Source organism: Corynebacterium provencense, assembly GCA_900049755.1.
GTDB classification, from domain to species: Bacteria; Actinomycetota; Actinomycetes; order Mycobacteriales; family Mycobacteriaceae; genus Corynebacterium; species Corynebacterium neomassiliense.
The window spans coordinates 358840-375971 of sequence record LT160592.1 but is presented as its reverse complement, the minus strand read 5'-3'; the positions used below and the strand labels follow the sequence as shown (position 1 = coordinate 375971).

Annotated in this window: 17 protein-coding genes; 10 read left to right on the top strand and 7 right to left on the bottom strand. The window is 66.5% G+C overall.

All coding sequences use genetic code 11. The features are described from left to right. Positions 1-47: 47 nt before the first annotated feature. Positions 48-1631 carry a succinic semialdehyde dehydrogenase gene (locus tag BN3906_RS01700; RefSeq protein WP_066583328.1) on the bottom strand — a complete coding sequence of 528 codons (1584 nt, stop codon included), beginning with the start codon at positions 1629-1631 and terminating at the stop codon, positions 48-50. Positions 1632-1794: 163 nt separating this feature from the next. On the opposite strand from BN3906_RS01700, the gene BN3906_RS01695 reads away from it, so the two are divergent. Next, positions 1795-2685 (top strand): Bax inhibitor-1/YccA family protein, encoded by an 891-nt coding sequence (locus BN3906_RS01695; protein ID WP_066583327.1) that lies wholly within the window; start codon positions 1795-1797, stop codon positions 2683-2685. Between the two features lie 156 nt (positions 2686-2841). On the opposite strand, the gene greA is transcribed toward BN3906_RS01695, so the two are convergent. Continuing rightward, positions 2842-3363 (bottom strand): transcription elongation factor GreA, encoded by a 522-nt coding sequence (gene greA / locus BN3906_RS01690; RefSeq protein WP_066583326.1) that lies wholly within the window; start codon positions 3361-3363, stop codon positions 2842-2844. A gap of 95 nt (positions 3364-3458) precedes the next feature. Next, entirely contained in the window at positions 3459-3902 is a 444-nt protein-coding gene (locus tag BN3906_RS01685) for a DUF4307 domain-containing protein (RefSeq protein WP_066585789.1), read from the bottom strand. Between the two features lie 151 nt (positions 3903-4053). On the opposite strand from BN3906_RS01685, the gene mca reads away from it, so the two are divergent. From mca to BN3906_RS01670, 3 genes are read left to right on the top strand one after another with little or no spacing between them, the layout of a single operon-like run. After that, a complete protein-coding gene (gene mca / locus BN3906_RS01680) occupies positions 4054-4956 on the top strand; it encodes a mycothiol conjugate amidase Mca (protein WP_066583325.1) in 903 nt (300 codons plus the stop codon). A 33-nt stretch (positions 4957-4989) separates the two neighbouring features. Beyond that, complete coding sequence (locus BN3906_RS14935; protein ID WP_066583323.1) at positions 4990-5445, top strand: hypothetical protein; 456 nt, start codon at positions 4990-4992, stop codon at positions 5443-5445. Continuing rightward, the gene (locus BN3906_RS01670; protein ID WP_066583320.1) at positions 5442-6197 is read left to right on the top strand and encodes an isoprenyl transferase; all 756 of its coding nucleotides are present in this window, start codon (positions 5442-5444) and stop codon (positions 6195-6197) included. Before BN3906_RS14935 ends, BN3906_RS01670 begins: the two co-directional genes overlap by 4 nt. A 63-nt stretch (positions 6198-6260) precedes the next feature. Here the strand turns inward: BN3906_RS01670 and coaA are convergent, their stop codons facing one another. After that, complete coding sequence (gene coaA, locus BN3906_RS01665; RefSeq protein WP_066585788.1) at positions 6261-7211, bottom strand: type I pantothenate kinase; 951 nt, start codon at positions 7209-7211, stop codon at positions 6261-6263. 164 nt (positions 7212-7375) lie between these two features. Between coaA and glyA the strand changes: the two genes are divergently transcribed. From glyA to BN3906_RS01650, 3 genes are read left to right on the top strand one after another with little or no spacing between them, the layout of a single operon-like run. Further along, a complete protein-coding gene (glyA, locus tag BN3906_RS01660; RefSeq protein WP_066583317.1) occupies positions 7376-8668 on the top strand; it encodes a serine hydroxymethyltransferase in 1293 nt (430 codons plus the stop codon). A gap of 6 nt (positions 8669-8674) precedes the next feature. Next, on the top strand, positions 8675-9277 hold the full coding sequence (locus tag BN3906_RS01655) for an isochorismatase family protein (protein ID WP_066583315.1): 603 nt from the start codon (positions 8675-8677) through the stop codon (positions 9275-9277). A 32-nt stretch (positions 9278-9309) separates the two neighbouring features. Further along, positions 9310-10131 carry an enoyl-CoA hydratase/isomerase family protein gene (locus tag BN3906_RS01650; protein WP_227871207.1) on the top strand — a complete coding sequence of 274 codons (822 nt, stop codon included), beginning with the start codon at positions 9310-9312 and terminating at the stop codon, positions 10129-10131. A gap of 51 nt (positions 10132-10182) precedes the next feature. On the opposite strand, the gene BN3906_RS01645 is transcribed toward BN3906_RS01650, so the two are convergent. Both BN3906_RS01645 and BN3906_RS01640 read right to left on the bottom strand, forming a co-directional pair. After that, on the bottom strand, positions 10183-11358 hold the full coding sequence (locus BN3906_RS01645) for an acyl-CoA dehydrogenase family protein (protein ID WP_066583311.1): 1176 nt from the start codon (positions 11356-11358) through the stop codon (positions 10183-10185). A gap of 638 nt (positions 11359-11996) precedes the next feature. Further along, positions 11997-12437 (bottom strand): DUF5997 family protein, encoded by a 441-nt coding sequence (locus BN3906_RS01640; RefSeq protein WP_222705258.1) that lies wholly within the window; start codon positions 12435-12437, stop codon positions 11997-11999. Between the two features lie 119 nt (positions 12438-12556). On the opposite strand from BN3906_RS01640, the gene BN3906_RS01635 reads away from it, so the two are divergent. The 3 genes from BN3906_RS01635 (at position 12557) to BN3906_RS01625 (ending at position 15295) form a co-directional block, all read left to right on the top strand. Beyond that, positions 12557-13171: a type 2 periplasmic-binding domain-containing protein gene (locus tag BN3906_RS01635; RefSeq protein ID WP_066583310.1), complete on the top strand. Its 615-nt coding sequence runs from the start codon at positions 12557-12559 to the stop codon at positions 13169-13171. A gap of 79 nt (positions 13172-13250) precedes the next feature. Then, entirely contained in the window at positions 13251-14654 is a 1404-nt protein-coding gene (gene phoH2 / locus BN3906_RS01630; RefSeq protein WP_066583308.1) for an RNA 5'-3' helicase PhoH2, read from the top strand. 47 nt (positions 14655-14701) lie between these two features. After that, entirely contained in the window at positions 14702-15295 is a 594-nt protein-coding gene (locus tag BN3906_RS01625; RefSeq protein WP_066583303.1) for a GNAT family N-acetyltransferase, read from the top strand. Between the two features lie 256 nt (positions 15296-15551). Here the strand turns inward: BN3906_RS01625 and BN3906_RS01620 are convergent, their stop codons facing one another. Beyond that, the gene (locus BN3906_RS01620; RefSeq protein WP_066583300.1) at positions 15552-17123 is read right to left on the bottom strand and encodes an MDR family MFS transporter; all 1572 of its coding nucleotides are present in this window, start codon (positions 17121-17123) and stop codon (positions 15552-15554) included. Between the last annotated feature and the right edge of the window lie 9 nt (positions 17124-17132).

Genomic DNA, 17132 nt, shown 5'->3' with positions numbered 1-17132 from the left:
CCGTTTCTCCTGTCACCCGGTGTCCTGTCACCCGGCAGAGTCTACGGCTACCTGAGTATCCCGGTCTTCTTGCCCACGGACAGCAGGGTGCTCATCACCGCGGCGTAGGGGCGGGGGGTGAGGAACTTCGGCCCACGGATGGGGATCACCCGCTGTTCGGTGATGTTCTGGTTCTCCGTGTACTTCAGCATCCCGTACCGGCCCTGACGGCGTCCCTGCCCGGACTCCCTGGTCCCCCCCATCTCCCCGTCGACGGAGGCGAAGGCCGCAGCGTAGCTGTCGTTGACGTTCACCGTGCCGGAGTAGAGCCGGGACGCGACCTCGTTGGCCTCCTCCGACGGGCCCCACACCGCCGCATTCAACCCGTAGTCGGTGTCATTGGCCTTGTCGACGGCCTCGGAATGCGAGGAGACCCTCTCGACGTAGACGACAGGGCCGAACACCTCCTCGCGTTTGAGCATGACATCGTCGGAGACGTCGGTGAGGACGGTGGGCTCGTAGAAATAGGGGCCCAGATCCGGCCGCGCCCGGCCGCCTGTCACGACCGTCGCCCCCTTGTCCACGGCGTCGTCGACGTACTTCTGGACCGTCGCTATCTGGGACGCCCCGGACAGGGAACCCATCGTCACCGACCAGTCGAACCCTGCCCCCATCTTCAGGGAGGACGTCGCCCGGGCGAACTTCTCCACGAACTCGTCGTAGACGCGGGTGTGGGCGTAGATCCGCTCGATGGACACGCAGAGCTGACCCGAGTTCGCGAAACACCCCGTGACCACTCCGTCGACGATCTTGTCGACCTCTGCGTGCTCGGTGACGATCAGGGGGTTCTTTCCCCCCAGTTCCGCCGAATACCCGATGAGACGACGGCCGGCGATCTCGCCCAGGTGCTTGCCCGTGGCCGTCGACCCGGTGAACATGAGGTAGTCGCAGGTTTCCGCGATGGCGTTGCCGACCACGCGTCCCGGTCCGGTCACCAGCTGCACGACATTCCGGGGCAGCCCGGCCTCGAACAGGAGGCTGAACGCGAGGAGCGAGGTGAACGGGGTGGCGGAGTCCGGCTTCGCCACCAGGGCGTTGCCCGCCGCGATACCGGGGAGAGAGTCCGAGATCCCCAGGGTCAGCGGGTAGTTCCACGGTGCGATCTGACCGATGACACCCTTGGGCAGGTGGTGTTCGGTGGAGCGAGTGAAGAACGGGATCACCCCTCTGCGGCGGGTGGGCCGGAGGATCTTCCCGACCTGGTGGCCGTAGTACCGGGCGGTCATCGCGGTGTGCATCAGCTCCTCGTAGGCGGAGTCCCGGCTCTTGCCGGTCTCAAGCTGCACCATGTCCATGATGAGCTCGCGGTGTCTGAGAACCAGGTCGTGGAACCTGAGCAGGATCTTCCCCCGTTCCCGGTAGGAGGTGCGCGCCCAGATGGGCTGGGCGACCCTGGCACGCCGGAATGCCTCGTCGACCTCCCCGGCGGTGCCACGGCCGACCCAGCCGACGGTCTCGCCGGTGAACGGTCCCTCGATCTCCAGCCTGTCCCCGGAGTCCAGGTTGCCGGTGACGGCGTTGACCGTGAGGCCGCGGAGTTCTGCGGCGAAGTCTTCGGGGATGGCGCCGTAGGGGAGTCGCTTGATGATCATGTTCGGAACACTATATTAGTTGCCTGAGGTCCGTCGCCGGTTTCGGGAACACTGCAGGGCTCCTGCCCGTTGCTACAATAGGCACAGAGAAAAACCGTGTTCACCTCCGTTGCCGGGGGCACATCCCCGGGAGGCGCCGACGGCGTCCAGAAAGGCACAGACAGTGAAAAGCTCCAACCCGTTCATGAATTCGCTGACCAAAGCTACGGCAGAGTCCCAGAGGTCGCAGGCCATGGCCTACCAGCAGGCCGGCTATGCGCCCTCCGGTGCGGCGGGTAACCCGTACGCCACCGGCGCCCCTGCGGCAGACCCGCAGGGGTACCGTCGCTCCCCGAACTACGGTGTACCCGGTGCCGCGTCAGACCGGCCGATGACCGTCGACGACGTCGTCACCAAGACCGGGATCACTCTCGCGGTGATCGTGGTCTTCGCGGCAGTCACCCTCGTGGTCGGCGCATCCAACCCGGGACTGGCCATGGGCCTGACCTTGGTCGGTGCGATCGGCGGTTTCATCGCGGTGCTGGTCTCCTCCTTCGGCCGGAAGTACGATTCCCCGGTCGTCACCCTCATCTACGCCGCGTTCGAAGGACTGTTCGTCGGTGGATTCAGCTGGCTTCTCTCCGGGATGGCGATCGGTAACTCGAATGCCGGAGCCATGATCTTCCAGGCGATCCTCGGCACCGTCGGCGTCTTCGTCGGTATGCTCGTCGTCTACAAGACCGGTGCGATCCGGGTCACCCCGAAGTTCAACCGGATCATGATCAGCGCGCTCATCGGCGTGTGCGTCCTCGCCCTCGGCAACCTCGTCTTCGCGCTCTTCTCCGACGGTGCCGGCCCGCTGCGTGACGGTGGCCCGATCGCCTGGATCTTCTCCCTGGTCTGCATCGGTCTGGCCGCGATGAGCTTCCTTTCCGACTTCGACAACGCCGACCAGCTGATCCGCGCCGGTGCACCCTCCAAGATGGCCTGGGGTGTGGCCCTCGGTCTCGCGGTCACCCTGGTCTGGCTCTACACCGAGATCCTCCGCATCCTGTCGTACCTTAACAACGACTGACCTCCGGACACGTCCCCGGGTACCGGGGGCGGTCGGTGACGGAAAACCCCCGCCCGGAACACTCCGGCGGGGGTTTTCGTCGTCCGTTTCCGGTGCCTGTCCACGTCCGTCAGGGCCTGCGACCCTGACCTGTGTCAGGTCTCCCGGACGGGCAGGTCACTGCTCGGCGCGGGGCACGTCCCGGTTCGGGTCGTAGGGTTCGGCGGTCACGAGAGTCACCGAAACCTTGTTACCGTTGGGGGTGGTGTACTCGCGGGTCTCGCCCTCCCTGGCACCGACGAGTGCGGCGCCCAGGGGAGCATCGGTCGAGTAGGTCTCCAGGTCGGGGTTGGAGGACTCGAGACCGCGGGTGCCGATGAGGAAGGTCTCCTTGTCGTCCTCGTCCCCGTCGTAGTAGACGTGCACGACGGAGCCGACGAGAGCCACACCGGACTCCTGGGGTGCCTCACCGATCGTGGCGCTGTCGAGAAGCTCCTCGAGGTAGGCGATGCGGGCCTCTTCCTGACCCTGCTGTTCGCGGGCGGCGTGGTAGCCGCCGTTCTCCTTGAGGTCGCCCTCTTCGCGGCGTTCGTTGATCTCGGCCGCCAGTGCCGGGCGGTTCGCCTTGAGGGCCGCCAGCTCGTCGTTGAGCCGGTCGTAGGATTCCTGGGTCAGCCAGGTCGTCTGGTTGTCGGCCATGTCCGGTCGAGTCCTCCTGCAGTTAGACCGTGGACGTGACAGGGTGCCGCCACGTCAGTTGTTCGCCGCACAGTCTAGCACCGCACCGGGGGCCGTCAGTCCCGGGTCGAGGTGCTGTCGTCGAGGTAGGAGGGGAAGACGGTCGAACATCCGTAGACGTTGGCGGCGACGGCCTTCGCCCGGGTGTGGATCTTCACCGACAGACGGCCGGTGGCGTCCCCGCCGGCGGCGAGCACCGCCTCACGGCGGCCGACCTCCGCCTTGTCGTAGTCGAGGGCGGTGACGATGCAGTACGCGGGCATCGAGGCGTCGTCCCGGGTGATGTCGAGGGTCATCATGATCGACTCGTCGGTGTTGTCCGAGAACCCGGCGACGGTGGCGGAGACATCGGCGTCGGTGCTGTTACGCCACTGGTTCCAGATGAAGACGCCGGCGGCGATGAGAACGGCCACGATTCCGATGACGATGAACTTCCCGCTGACACCGGAGCCGGTGCGGGAGTCGCGGGAACCGTAGGACGCCTTGCTCTGGGCACTCATGAGCTCCATAGTATTGCCAGAGGCACTGTTCCGGGCAATCGCGTCGCGGCGTGGACGGGGAGCGGACAGGGAGTCGACAGGGAAGAGGCGCCGGTGTCCCTCCGGACTCCGGTTGGACGGTGCAGCCCCCGGGGTTGTTGAATGGTCGGTTATGAGCCCATCGTTGTCGCCGAACACCTCCGCCGCCGGGCACGCGGGTCTCCGCCTGCTGGCCGTCCACGCCCACCCGGACGACGAGTCCAGCAAAGGCGCGGCGACCATGGCCCGCTACGCGGACGAGGGTGTCAGGGTGAAGGTACTGACCTGCACCGGGGGTGAGCGGGGCAGCATACTCAACCCGCGGATGGACAGGTCGGGTGTGGTCGAGCACATGCACGAGATCAGGATCAGCGAGATGGCCCGCGCCGCGGAGATCCTCGGGGTCGAGCACGAATGGCTCGGCTACGTCGATTCCGGACTGCCTGAGGGTGATCCCCTGCCACCCCTGCCCGAGGGGTGCTTCGCCCTCGCCGACACCGAAGAGGTGACCGCCAAGGTCGTCGCCGTGTACCGGAGATTCCGCCCCCACGTGCTGGTCACCTATGACGAGAACGGCGGCTACCCTCATCCCGACCACATCAAGACCCACGCTGTGAGCGTGCGGGCCTGGGAACTGTCCGGGGACCCGGACTACCGTCCTGACCTCGGAGAACCGTGGACGGTCCAGAAGATGTACTACACGCACGGGTTCATCAGACGACGTTTCGAGCTGCTGGCCAGGGCGGAGGAGGAGCAGGGGAATCTCACCGCGGCGTCCGCCCTGGAGAGGTGGAACGACGTGCCGGACATCATGCCCCGGGTCACGACCCGCATCGACTGCGCCCCCTGGTTCAGCCGCAGGGACGCCGCCCTCCGGGCCCACGCCACCCAGATCGACCCGGAGGGCCCGTTCTTCGCGGTGTCCACGGAACTGCAGGAGCGGGTGTGGCCGACGGAGGAGTTCGAACTGGCGGACTCGCGGGTGCCGACCACTCTGCCGGAGAACGATCTGTTCACCGGAGTGATCCCCGACTAGGGGTACCGGGGTTCCTTGACTACTGTTGAACCCATGATGCAGGATCTCGCCGCCATGACCCTCCCGGTCCGTTCCCTCGGCTACACCGTCCTCGCCCAGGCCGAGAAGACCGGTCCCCAGGGGCCGGACTTCGGGAAGGCGTCCCCGGTGGGGCTGCTGGTCATCGTGGCGCTGCTCGTGGCCATCCTCTCCATCGGGGTGCTGTTCAACCGTCGGATGAAGGCGATGACCCGACGCCGTGAGTACGCGGAGAAGCACGGCATGGACCCCTTCGACGTCGACGGGATCGATGCGGCCATGGCGGCGGAGGAGGGACTGACCGAGGCTGAGGTCGAGGACCAGGCCTGGCCGACCGCGGAACCGCAGGAGCTCGCCGCACAGTACGGGGGAGACGGCACAGCGGAGTCCGGGGCGTCCTCCGGGTCTTCGTCCGCGGCGGGGGAGCAGCAGGGGAAAGGTGACGCCGAGGCCCGGGGCGGCCGCCGGTGATCCTGCACCGGCTCTACGAACGGCGTCTGGTCAGGCTTCTGCGTGGCCGGCCGCGGCCCTCGCATGTTGCCGTGATGTGCGACGGCAACCGCCGCTGGGCGCGTGAGAACGGGTTCACCGACGTCACCCACGGCCACCGTGTGGGAGCCCGGAAGATCGTCGAGGTCCTTGGCTGGTGCGAGGAACAGGGCATCGACACAGTCACCGTGTACCTTCTGAGCACCGAGAATCTCGGCCGGAGTGCCGATGAACTCGAACTGCTGATGGAGATCATCGGTGACGTCGCCGAGGAGATCGCCTCGGCGAAGGGCTCCTTCCGGGTGCACGTGCTCGGCAGGGTGGAACTGCTCTCACCGGGTCTGCGCCGCCGTCTCGCCGAGGCGGAGTCTGCCACCGCCGACCACGACGGTGTCCGGGTGAACATCGCCGTCGGGTACGGAGGACGCCAGGAGGTGGTGGACGCCGTCCGTGAACTGGTCCGGGATCTGGGACGCCGTGGCGTCCCGGTGGAGGAAATCCCGGACCACATCACGGTGGAGTCGGTCACCGGTCACCTGTACACCTCAGGCCAGCCCGACCCCGATCTCGTGATCCGCACCTCGGGGGAACAGCGGCTGTCCGGCTTCCTGCTGTGGCAGTCGGCCTACTCGGAGATCTGGTTCACCGAGACCTACTGGCCGGCGTTCCGCCGGATCGATTTCCTGCGCGCCCTGCGGGACTACTCCACCAGGCAACGGCGCTTCGGGAAGTAGGTTCGGGACTCCGGGCGGACAGCCTGAAGACCCGGGCTGCCCGGGGCCCGATTCCCCCGGTGGTCAGATCTTGCGCATGCGGACCGTCTCCACGAGGTGGTCAGGACCCTTGCACAGCACAAGTGATGCACGGATGCGGGTGGGGAGGATGTTCTCCACCAGGTTGGGGAGGTTCGTCGTCTGCCAGATCTCGCGGGCCACGATCCTGGCGTCGTCGTCGGAGAGGCTCGCATAGTAGTGGAAGTGGGCGTCGGGGCTGCGGAACGCGGAGTTCTTCAGTTTGAGGAACCGGTCGATGTACCAGCGTTCGATGTCTTCGCGATCGGCGTCCACGTAGACGGAGAAGTCGAAGAGGTCGGAGACCATGAGGGAAGGGCCGGTCTGGAGAACGTTGAGACCTTCGAGGATGAGAATGTCCGGGCGGTCGACGATATGCACCTCGTCGAGCCTGTCGTAGGTTTCGTGGGAGTACATCGGGGCGGGTACTGACGGAGCACCGGATTTCACCGCGGTGACGAACTGCATCAGCGCCCGCTGGTCGTAGCTCTCCGGGAAACCCTTCCTGCCCATCATGTGACGCCGGTTGAGTTCGGCGGCAGGGTAGAGGAAACCGTCCGTGGTCACCAGGTCCACCCGCGGTGCGGACTCCCACCGCTGCAGCAGTACCTGGAGCAGACGTGCCGTGGTGGACTTGCCCACGGCAACGGAACCCGAGACGCCGATGATGAAGGGCACATGGGGCATTTCTTCGCCGAGGAAGGTGCCGGTCGCCTCGTTGAGCCTCCGTATCGCCTGGAACCGCAGGTCGATGAGACGGGACAGCGGCAGGTAGATCTCACTGACTTCCTCGAGGTCGATGTCCTCACCGACACCGCGGAGCTGGTCGAGCTCATCTTCGCTGAGGACCTGGGGCATCGAGCGTCGCAGAGTCTGCCACTGCGACCTGTCGAGCTCGATGAACGGGTCCACCGCGGGGTCGGAGGCGTCGGGGTTCGGTACACGGAAGTCTGGCACGTGCGTATTGTCCCCGCAGGGCAGGTGGCCGACCAAACCGGAGGGACCGGGCGGACCGGATTGTCCGGCCGGACCGGCAGGACCGGTTCCGTGCAGGCCGGGCACGGCGGGATAGGATATACCGTGATCCCGTTGTCGCAGACCTGTGAAAGGTACTCCACCGCATGACCGACACCACCCAGCACAATCTTCCCCTCGGGGAGCTCGATCCGGAGGTGGCTGCGGCCATCGCCGGTGAGCTGTCCCGCCAGCGGGACACCCTCGAGATGATCGCCAGCGAGAACTTCGTGCCCCGGGCCGTCCTGCAGGCACAGGGGTCCGTGCTCACCAACAAGTACGCGGAAGGCTATCCGGGACGCCGCTACTACGGCGGCTGCGAGAACGTCGACGTCATCGAGAATCTTGCCCGCGACCGCGCCAGAGAGGTGTTCGGGGCGGAATTCGCCAATGTCCAGCCCCACTCCGGGGCACAGGCCAACGCCGCGGTCCTCATGGCGCTGGCGGACCCGGGTGACAAGATCATGGGCCTCTCCCTCGCCCACGGCGGCCACCTCACCCACGGAATGAAACTGAATTTCTCCGGCAAGCTCTACGAGGTCGCAGCCTACGAGGTCGACCCGCAGACGTTCCGGGTCGACATGGACAAGGTCCGCGAACAGGCTCTGAAGGAGAAGCCCCAGGTGATCATCGCAGGATGGTCGGCCTACCCGAGGCACCAGGATTTCGCGGCCTTCCGTGAGATCGCCGACGAGGTCGGAGCGAAACTGTGGGTCGACATGGCCCACTTCGCCGGTCTCGTCGCCGCCGGACTGCACCCCTCTCCGGTGCCTTACGCCGACGTCACCTCCACCACCGTGCACAAGACTCTCGGCGGTCCCCGTTCAGGGATGATCCTGGCACGGCAGGAGTACGCCAAGAAGATCAACTCCTCCGTGTTCCCGGGTCAGCAGGGTGGACCGCTGATGCACGTTGTCGCGGCGAAGGCTGTCGCGATGAAGATCGCCCGCACCGAGGAGTTCCGGGACCGTCAGCAGCGCACTCTGGAAGGCGCGTCGATCCTCGCCGAGCGGCTCAATGCCGGGGACACGGCGGACGCCGGGGTCCAGGTGCTCACCGGTGGGACGGATGTGCACCTGGTGCTGGTGGATCTGCGGAACTCCGACCTCAACGGTCAGGAGGCCGAGGATCTGCTGCACGAGGTCGGCATCACGGTCAACCGCAATGCGGTGCCCTTCGACCCCCGGCCGCCGATGGTCACCTCGGGTCTGCGTATCGGTACGCCCGCGTTGGCGTCCCGTGGTCTGGACGCAGCCGCGTTCACTGAGGTCGCAGACATCATCGGTACCGCCCTCGCCCAGGGCCGGTCGGCGGACACCGCAGCGCTGCGTGCCCGTGTCGACAAGGTCGCCGCGGACTTCCCGCTGTACCCGGGGCTCGAGGACTGGAAGCTGGCGTAGGTCACCGTGCGTGCGCTGATTGTCGTCGACGTCCAGAACGACTTCTGCTCCGGTGGTTCCCTGGCCACGGCCCGCGGGGCGGAGGTCGCGGAGGCGCTCACCCCGTTTCTCCGTGAGGCCCGGTCGCGGGGTCTCTACCCGGTTGTCGCGGGGACGAAGGACTGGCACATCGATCCCGGTGACCACTTCGCCGCAGAGGGGCAGGAACCGGATTTCGAGGAGTCCTGGCCGGTGCACTGTGTCGCCGGTACCCGTGGCGCGCAGGCTCATCCCGGTCTCGACACTTCCATGGTGGACGCCTGGTTCCTCAAGGGTGAGCATTCCGCCGCCTATTCGGGATTCGAGGGGCACCTGGAAGGCGCCCGGGACTCCCTGGCGCAGTGGCTCCGGGACAGGGGCGCCACCGACGTGGACGTCTGCGGTATCGCGACGGATTTCTGTGTCCGTGCCACCGCGTTGGACGCCGTGGCCGAGGGCTTCCGTGTCCGGGTGATCAGTGACCTGTGCGCCCCGGTCACCGCGGGTGGGGGAGCGGTGGCGTTCAACCAGATGGCCTACGTGGGGGTGGAACTGGTGGAGTCCGGGGATCTGGTCGGCCCGAACGCCTGAACCGGGCGGCTGCGGGGCGATATCCTCGTCCCATGAGCCGTCCCATGAACAGCCACGCGAGCAGTCCCGCCGGTCCTGTCGAAGTTGTGGACGCCGGTGGCGTCCGGACCATCACCGTCAACCGTCCCGGCGCCCACAATTCGCTGGACCGTGAGCTGCGCCTCGGTCTGATCGACGCCTTCACCGCCGCCGCGGACCAGTCTGCGGCCGGCGGTGATGTCCGTGTCGTGGTGCTGCGTGCGGAGGGCCGGGCCTTCTGCACCGGTCAGGACCTGAAGGAGCAGCTCGAGGATTCCCGGCGGGGGACAGGCACACGGAAGGTCGTCGACGAGTACAACCCGATGACGGCGGCCCTGCTGTCCGTCCCGGTCCCGGTCATTGCGGCGGTCCAGGGACCGGCCGCGGGAGCAGGCTGGGGGCTGGCCATGGCCTGTGACCTCAGGGTGGCGTCCTCCGAGGCGAGCTTCAAGGCCGCGTTCTCCGGCGTGGGGCTGGCCTCCGACTGCGGTCTGTCCCGGTCCCTTGCGGATGCGGTGGGGCAGACGAAGGCGCTGGAGCTGCTGCTGCTCGACGAGAAGATCCCCGCGTCCCGTGCCGCGGAACTGGGGATCGTGACATCGGTGGTGGAGCCTGAACGGCTGGACGGCGCGGTGGAGGAGCTGGCGCGCCGGTTCGCAGCGGGGCCCACGGCCTCCTACCGGGAGATCAAGGCACTGGTTCGCGACACCGGCGCGGTCACCGACCGCGCCGGTGAGGAGGCTGACGCACAGGCCCGACTGTTCACCACGCAGGACCACGTCGAGGCCATGGCGGCGTTCCTGGAGAAGAGGACGCCGCGGTTCACCGGACACTGAGTCCGTGCAGCGGGCCCGGTGCGGCCCGGCCACTGCGCTGGACCGGTGCGGTCAGTGGATTCCCTTGGCGAGGCGGCGGGAGATGATCTCGAGCATGATCTCGTTCGGGCCGCCGTAGATCGGCTGGACGCGGGAGTCGAGGTAGTGCGTGGCGATCGGGTACTCCATCATGAAGCCGTAGCCTCCGTGGAGCTGCAGGGCGGTGTTGACGACCTTGATCTGCAGTTCGGTGGTCAGGTACTTGGCCATCGAGGCGGTGACCTCGTCAAGTTCGCCCTTGATCTTGGCTTCGACGGCGGCGTCCACGAAGGACTGCGCGGACTGGATCTCCGTCGCCATCTTCGCCAGTTCCCAGCCGTAGGCCTGGTGGTCGATCAGTCGGCTGCCGAAGGTCTTCCGGTCCTGTGAGTGCTGGTAGACGAGGTCGAAGGCCCTGCGGGAGGTGGCGATGGAGCCCACGGCGATGGAGATGCGTTCCTGGGCGAGGTTGGTGCGCAGGTATCCGAAGCCGGCGCCTTCCTCACCGAGGAGGTTCGCGGCCGGGACGATGACGTTCTCGAAGCTGAGTTCGGCGGTGTCCTGTGCCTTCAGCCCGACCTTCTTGAGGGGCCCTGTCTTGGTGTAGCCCTCCATTCCGTCTTCGACGATGATCAGGGACACTCCGGCACGCCCGGCGGAGGGGTCGGTGACGGCGACGACGATGGTGAAGTCGGCCTGGACACCGTTGGAGATGAAGGTCTTGGAGCCGTTGAGGACGTAGTCGCCGTTCTCGTTCTTCAGCGCGGTGGAGCGGATGCCGGCGAGGTCTGCGCCGGCGCCGGGCTCGGTCATGGCGATGGCACCGATCTTCTCGCCCGAGCACAGCGGGGCGAGGAAGCGGCTCTTCTGCTCGTCGGTGGCGAAGCGCTCGAGGTAGGGGATCACCAGGTCGTTGATGACCTGTACGGAGACGATCACGGATCCGCAGTCTGCCTGGGCGAGTTCCTCGGAGAGGATGGCGTTGAAGCGGTAGTCCGATCCCATTCCGCCTCCGCCGAACTCCTCGGGGGAGGTGATGCCGAGCAGGCCCAGCTGCCCGGCCGCCCGGTACATGGAACGGTCGCAGAATCCCTGCTCGTGCCACCTGTCTACGTTGGGCCGGATCTCTTGCTCGACGAACTCGCGGCAGGTGTCGCGGAACATGTCGTGTTCTTCGTCGAAAATGGTGCGGGCCAGGAAGTTCTTCATGACAGCCTTTCCTCGTGGGAGTGGACCGGTGAGACGGTGGGGTAAACCTCACTGAGGGAAACCATGTGACCTACGTCTCTTCGATGATTACAAAATCATACTATCTGCACCCGGAGGTCGTAGTGCAATATTTCGCGGGCGGATCGGGGGTGGAGTGCGGGGGTAAGATGAAGGGGGACGCCGTGAGCGAAAAAACTCGCAGGTCACGCGGCTTTGAGGTTATTTACGCAACACAGGTGTTGTTGAATTGTTGACACGTCGCGTTAGGGGTCGCTAACCTCATGGGCGTGTCGAAGGCTAGTCACCTACGGCGCACTGCAGTTGTGGATCAGTTGCAACAGCAGGTGGAATCCAGGGTTTTCAGCCTCGGAACCGACTGTCCGGCTTCCTCTTCTCACCGGGCACAGGTAACGGGACTGCGGCACCTCCAACGCGCTCCCTGGGCTGCAGTTCACCTGTCTGGCGCAGCGAAACGGAAGTTACGGCCACGCGGACTCGTCACCCGCGACACGGTCCTTCCGAACAGGAACCCCGACTCCCCGGCTCGTCACCCGGGGAGGAGGGGTTCCGTCATGTGTGGAGGGCACGGCATGGACCGTCCCCGCCGGCGGTCTCCGCCGGGTCCTCAGGCCGTGCTCTCAGGCGTCCTCTCCGCCGTTCCCCGTGCTGTTCCCATCGGCGCCGCTGTCCCCGTCGCCTCGAACATCGGCGTCCCCTCGGACTCCGTCGCCCCCTCGGACTCCGTCGGCGGCGCGGCGTGCCGCCAGTGCAGCCCTGGCACTGCGCAACCATTCAGGCTGGTCGTCGAGCAGGGCGCGGATCTCCTCCGCCGTGTACGGCCGGTCGGCGTCACCGGCCTTGAGTGCGGTGATCGTCACCCCGAGTTTGCGTGCCACCTCCGCGCGGGGGAACGGACCCTCGCGCCGGAGCTGACGGAGCCACTCCGGAGGATCGGCCTGGAGCGCCACGAACTCGTCATGGGTCAGCGGGGTCTCCCGGAAGTGCTCGGGAGCGGCGGGAAGGTAGATGTTGAGCTTCTTCGCCGCGGTCTGCGGCTTCATGCGGTTCGCATCGGTCATGGTCGTCCAGTGTATAGGGGCGGCGGGCCGTTCCCGGACAGGGACGGACAGGGACGGACAGGGGACGGCCGGCCCGGTTCGTCGGCCCGGTTGGTTTCTCCGGCCTGTAGGATGACCGGATGCACTATCTCAGGGTCGTTTTCGCACCCGGTGTCGTCCCCGGTAAATGGTTCGGACGCTTCGACTCCCGGGTGCCGGGGTGGAGAGCTGCAGGAGCGCAGACTGATGATCCGCTGCGCCATGTGCTCGCCGGTACCGCCGACATCGGAATCGTCCGGATACCGGGAGTGCACTGGGACGGGGGAGTCGGTGCCGGGGACCTGGCAGGACTGAAGGAGATCGGGAACGCCGAAATGGACGCCCACGGTCTGCACCGTGTCCTCCTGTACGAGGAAACTGCGGGCGTCGCGGTACCTGCGGACCACCCCGTCACCGCCCTCGGGGACGGTGAACCGGTGGACCCGGACGATCTCACCGGTGACGTACTTCTCTACCGGGGGGTGGTCCCCTCTGTCGTCCGGGAGAACCTCGACGTCGTGGCGGCCAACGTCGGTCATGTGGTCGCACCCCGCCCGCTGCTGCGCTCCCTGAACCGCAGGGGAGTGGCCCACCGGACACTGTCCGGGGGGCCCGGCACCCAGGTCGCACTGGTGTGGAGACGTGACCGTGACGACGAGGTGGTGCAGCAGTTCGTGGGGACGTGCCGGGGCCGGCGGGCCTCGAGCTCGAGGTGAGGGTGGTACAGCATTGATTTCACACGGTGTTCATCTCACATCCGTGTGAGTAACATTCCGGTTCCGTAGCGTCGGGGACATGACCGACACCACCACCGCAACCACAACCGCAGGCCGCACCGACGGTGCGGCCTGCGTCCGTCTGCGCACCTACGTCATCGACACCTCCGTCCTGCTGTCCGACCCGTGGGCCCTCCTGAAGTTCGCCGAGCACCGCGTCGTCCTTCCCGTTGTCGTCGTCAGCGAACTCGAGGCGAAGCGCCACCACCCCGAACTCGGCTGGTTCGCCCGGCAGGCCCTCAACCTCCTCGAAGATCTCCGCCGGACTGAAGGACGCCTCGACCGGGACATCACCGTCACCCCGGAGGGCGGCACCCTGCGTGTCGAACTGAACCACTCCGACGAATCCGTGCTGCCGGCGGGACTCCGCCTGAGCCCGGGCGCGGCGTCCGACGGTGCAGACAACGACCGGCGCATCCTGACCTGCGCCCTCAACCTCAGCAGGGACGGGGACCCCGTCACCCTCGTCACCAAGGACGTCCCGCTGCGGGTCAAGGCGGGTTCGGTCGGGCTCGACGCCGACGAGTACCGGGCCCAGGACGTCGTCTTCAGCGGCTATGACGGCATGGCCGGCGCCGAGGTGCGACCCGATGTCATCGACGAACTGTTCGCCTCCGGGGCAGTCGACGGTGCGGGAATCATCGACGCCAGGACGGGGGAGCGCGGTGAGCAGCTGCCGGACCTGCCGGTGCACTGCGGTGTCAGGCTGACTGCCGGAACCCAGTCCGCCCTCGCCCGCGTCGCCCCGGGAGGGGTGCTCCGCGCAGTGCCCACCGACCTGGAGGCCTTCGGTCTTCGTGGCCGCAGCGCACGCCAGCGGGTCGCGCTCGACCTCCTGCTCGACGAAGAAGTGGGGATCGTCTCACTCGGGGGGTCGGCGGGTACCGGCAAGTCCGCGTTGGCGCTGTGTGCCGGACTCGAAAGCGTGATGGAACGCGGTCTGCACCGCAGGATCGTGGTCTTCCGCCCGGTCTATGCGGTGGGTGGCCAGGACCTGGGCTTCCTGCCCGGGGACGCCGACGACAAGATGACCCCCTGGGCACAGGCAGTCTTCGACACGCTCGAAGGACTGGTCAGCGAGAACGTCATCGACGAGGTGATGGACCGGGAACTGCTGGAGGTCCTCCCGCTGACACACATCCGGGGACGCAGCCTGCACGACAGTTTCGTCATCGTCGACGAGGCACAGTCCCTGGAACGCAATGTCCTTCTCACCGTCCTGTCCCGTATGGGACGAAATTCCCGGGTCGTGCTCACCCATGATGTCGCACAGCGCGACAATCTCCGGGTGGGACGACACGACGGAATCCGGGCCGTGATCGAGAAGCTCAAGGGCCACCCCCTTTTCGCGCACGTGACCCTCACCCGCTCCGAACGGTCCGCCATCGCTGAACTTGTCACAGATCTGCTGGAACGCGGCTGAGGTGCGATCGTGTGCACGGCGGCGCCGGTACACCTAAAATCAGCTCCATGACTTTCACCATCCGCCCCATGCGGGAGGACGACTACCCCCAGGTTGCTGCCATCCAGCAGGCCGGGATGGACACCGGCCACGCGACCTATGAGGGAGAGACCGTGAGTTGGGAGGATTTCACAGCTCACCGCCGACCCAACCTCATGTTCGTCGCAGATGAAGACGGTGAGATCCTCGGCTGGGTCACCGGCTCCTGGTACTCACACCGGACCGTGTTCAGCGGTGTTGTCGAGGATTCGATCTACGTGTCACCCCGGGCCACCGGCAGGGGAGTCGCAGGTGCCCTGCTGGACCATCTCATCGACAAGTCGACGGAGGCCGGCTGCTGGTCCATCCACTCCGTGGTCTTCCCGGAGAACGAGGGGTCGATGAAGCTTCACCGGTCACGCGGTTTCCAGGAGATCGGGACCGCCCACACGATGGCCCGCATGAACTACGGGCCGATGAAGGGACGCTGGCGGGACATCGTCAGCTTCGAGAAGGTGCTGGAAGGCGGTCCGGCACACCCGGAGTACCGTGAACGGGTCATCGGGGCCGGGGACACGGAGGACGCCGGGGACGCCGGGGACGCCGGGACCACAGCCAGCTGACCGCGGGGGCGTACGCTCCCGGACCCCGAACGGCCCCACGGCACGGTCGAGCGGCCCTTTCAATGTGGCTCCGGCCAGACAGAATCCGACAGTGACAGGAGAACCGGGCGGGCAGGCAACCACTGTTGCCTGCCCGCCCGGTTCATGTGTCTCCACCCTTCCCGCCGGAACCGGGCCGGGATCCGTCCCGGTTCCCGGCGTCCCCGTCGCTGTCCCTGGTGCGGTGGTCGGTGGCAGGTGTCGGGTCAGTCCGGCACTACTCGATGGTCTCCTTGAGCTTCTCCTCACGGGTGAAGACGAGGATCACTCCCGCGATCACCGCGAAGGGGATCAGGACGGTGAAGATCGGGACCAGGGCGTCGTTGTAACTGGTGATCACCGCCTCATGCAGGGCACCGGGGAAATGCTTGACGAGTTCCGGGGTCAGACTGTGGGAACCGCCGGAGAACATCGCGGTGAACTCGCCGGCCCTGTCTCCGAGAGAGGCGAGGGCACTGGGGACCCGCTCTCCGAGATCGTCCTGCAGCCGTGAGGTGAACACCGAACCCACCACCGCTGAACCGATGGACATCCCGATCTGACGGAAGAAGTTGTTGGAGGCCGTGGCGGTGCCCACCATGGACACCGGGAAGGAGTTCTGCACCATCAGCACCAGGATCTGCATGGCGAATCCGAGACCCAGTCCGAAGACGAACAGGGTCAGTCCGAGGTGGACGAGCCCGTCATGGGTCTCCAGGTTGCCGAGGAGGAACAGCCCGGCGGCGGTGATGAACAGACCGACCACGGGGTACCACTTGTACCGGCCGGTGTTGCTGACGATGAAGCCCACGATGATGGATGTCGGCAGCAGACCGGCGATCATCGGGATCATCATCAGACCGGCCCTGGTCGGCGACATCCCGTGGACCATCTGGATGTACGTCGGCATGTAGGCCAGCGTTCCGAGCATCACCACGCCGATGATGAGACCTGCCATGGTGCACAGCACGAAGTTCCGGCTGCGGAACAGCTCCAGGGGGATGAGGGGTGCGACGGCCCTGTTCTCCGCGACAACGAAGAGCACCGCGCAGATGACGGTCGCGACAATGAGTCCGATGATCGTCGGCGAGCCCCACGGGTGGTCTTTGCCGCCCCAGGTGATGAAGAGGATGAGGCAGGTGGAGAATCCCGCCATGAACAGGGTGCCCCAGATGTCGAGCTTCGCTCCGCCACCACGACGGGGCACGTGGAGCGCGAAGACGGAGATCGCGATGGCGACGAGTGCGACCGGGATGTTGAACCACAGTGCCCAACGCCACCCGGGGCCGTCAGTGAAGAGTCCGCCGAGAAGGGGGCCGAGAACGGAGGACAGTCCGAACACCGCACCCATCGCGCCCATGTACTTGCCCCGCTGACGGGCGGGGACGACGTCGGCGATGATGGCCTGGGAAAGGACCATCATGCCGCCGCCACCGACTCCCTGGATCGCACGGGCGACAATGATCACCCAGATGTTCGGGGCCAGGGCCCCGACGAAGGAGCCGACCATGTATGTCGACAGGGCGAACAGGAAAAGTGGCTTGCGCCCGATCTGGTCGCCCAGTTTCCCGTAGATCGGGAGACCGATGGTCTGGGCCAGCAGGAACGCCGTGATCACCCAGCTCATCTGGTCGGTGCCGCCGAGCTCGCCGACGACAGTCGGCAGGGCGGTGGAGAAAATGGTCTGGCCCAGCGAGACCAGCAGCATGCCCAGCATGAGTGCGCTGAACACCAGCGGAATGTTGTTCCGGGGCGTGGCGGCGGCAGGTGGCGTCTGGTGGGCCACCCGGCCGGTTGCGGTTTCTGTCATATGAGGATG

Excerpts from the sequence above, each read along its gene's own strand:
- BN3906_RS01700 (WP_066583328.1), bottom strand. The coding sequence starts at position 1,631 with ATGATCATCAAGCGACTCCCCTACGGCGCCATCCCCGAAGACTTCGCC.
- greA (WP_066583326.1), bottom strand. The coding sequence starts at position 3,363 with ATGGCCGACAACCAGACGACCTGGCTGACCCAGGAATCCTACGACCGG.
- BN3906_RS01685 (WP_066585789.1), bottom strand. The coding sequence starts at position 3,902 with ATGAGTGCCCAGAGCAAGGCGTCCTACGGTTCCCGCGACTCCCGCACC.
- mca (WP_066583325.1), top strand. The coding sequence starts at position 4,054 with ATGAGCCCATCGTTGTCGCCGAACACCTCCGCCGCCGGGCACGCGGGT.
- BN3906_RS14935 (WP_066583323.1), top strand. The coding sequence starts at position 4,990 with ATGATGCAGGATCTCGCCGCCATGACCCTCCCGGTCCGTTCCCTCGGC.
- glyA (WP_066583317.1), top strand. The coding sequence starts at position 7,376 with ATGACCGACACCACCCAGCACAATCTTCCCCTCGGGGAGCTCGATCCG.
- BN3906_RS01650 (WP_227871207.1), top strand. The coding sequence starts at position 9,310 with ATGAGCCGTCCCATGAACAGCCACGCGAGCAGTCCCGCCGGTCCTGTC.
- BN3906_RS01645 (WP_066583311.1), bottom strand. The coding sequence starts at position 11,358 with ATGAAGAACTTCCTGGCCCGCACCATTTTCGACGAAGAACACGACATG.
- BN3906_RS01640 (WP_222705258.1), bottom strand. The coding sequence starts at position 12,437 with ATGACCGATGCGAACCGCATGAAGCCGCAGACCGCGGCGAAGAAGCTC.
- BN3906_RS01635 (WP_066583310.1), top strand. The coding sequence starts at position 12,557 with ATGCACTATCTCAGGGTCGTTTTCGCACCCGGTGTCGTCCCCGGTAAA.
- phoH2 (WP_066583308.1), top strand. The coding sequence starts at position 13,251 with ATGACCGACACCACCACCGCAACCACAACCGCAGGCCGCACCGACGGT.
- BN3906_RS01625 (WP_066583303.1), top strand. The coding sequence starts at position 14,702 with ATGACTTTCACCATCCGCCCCATGCGGGAGGACGACTACCCCCAGGTT.
- BN3906_RS01620 (WP_066583300.1), bottom strand. The coding sequence starts at position 17,123 with ATGACAGAAACCGCAACCGGCCGGGTGGCCCACCAGACGCCACCTGCC.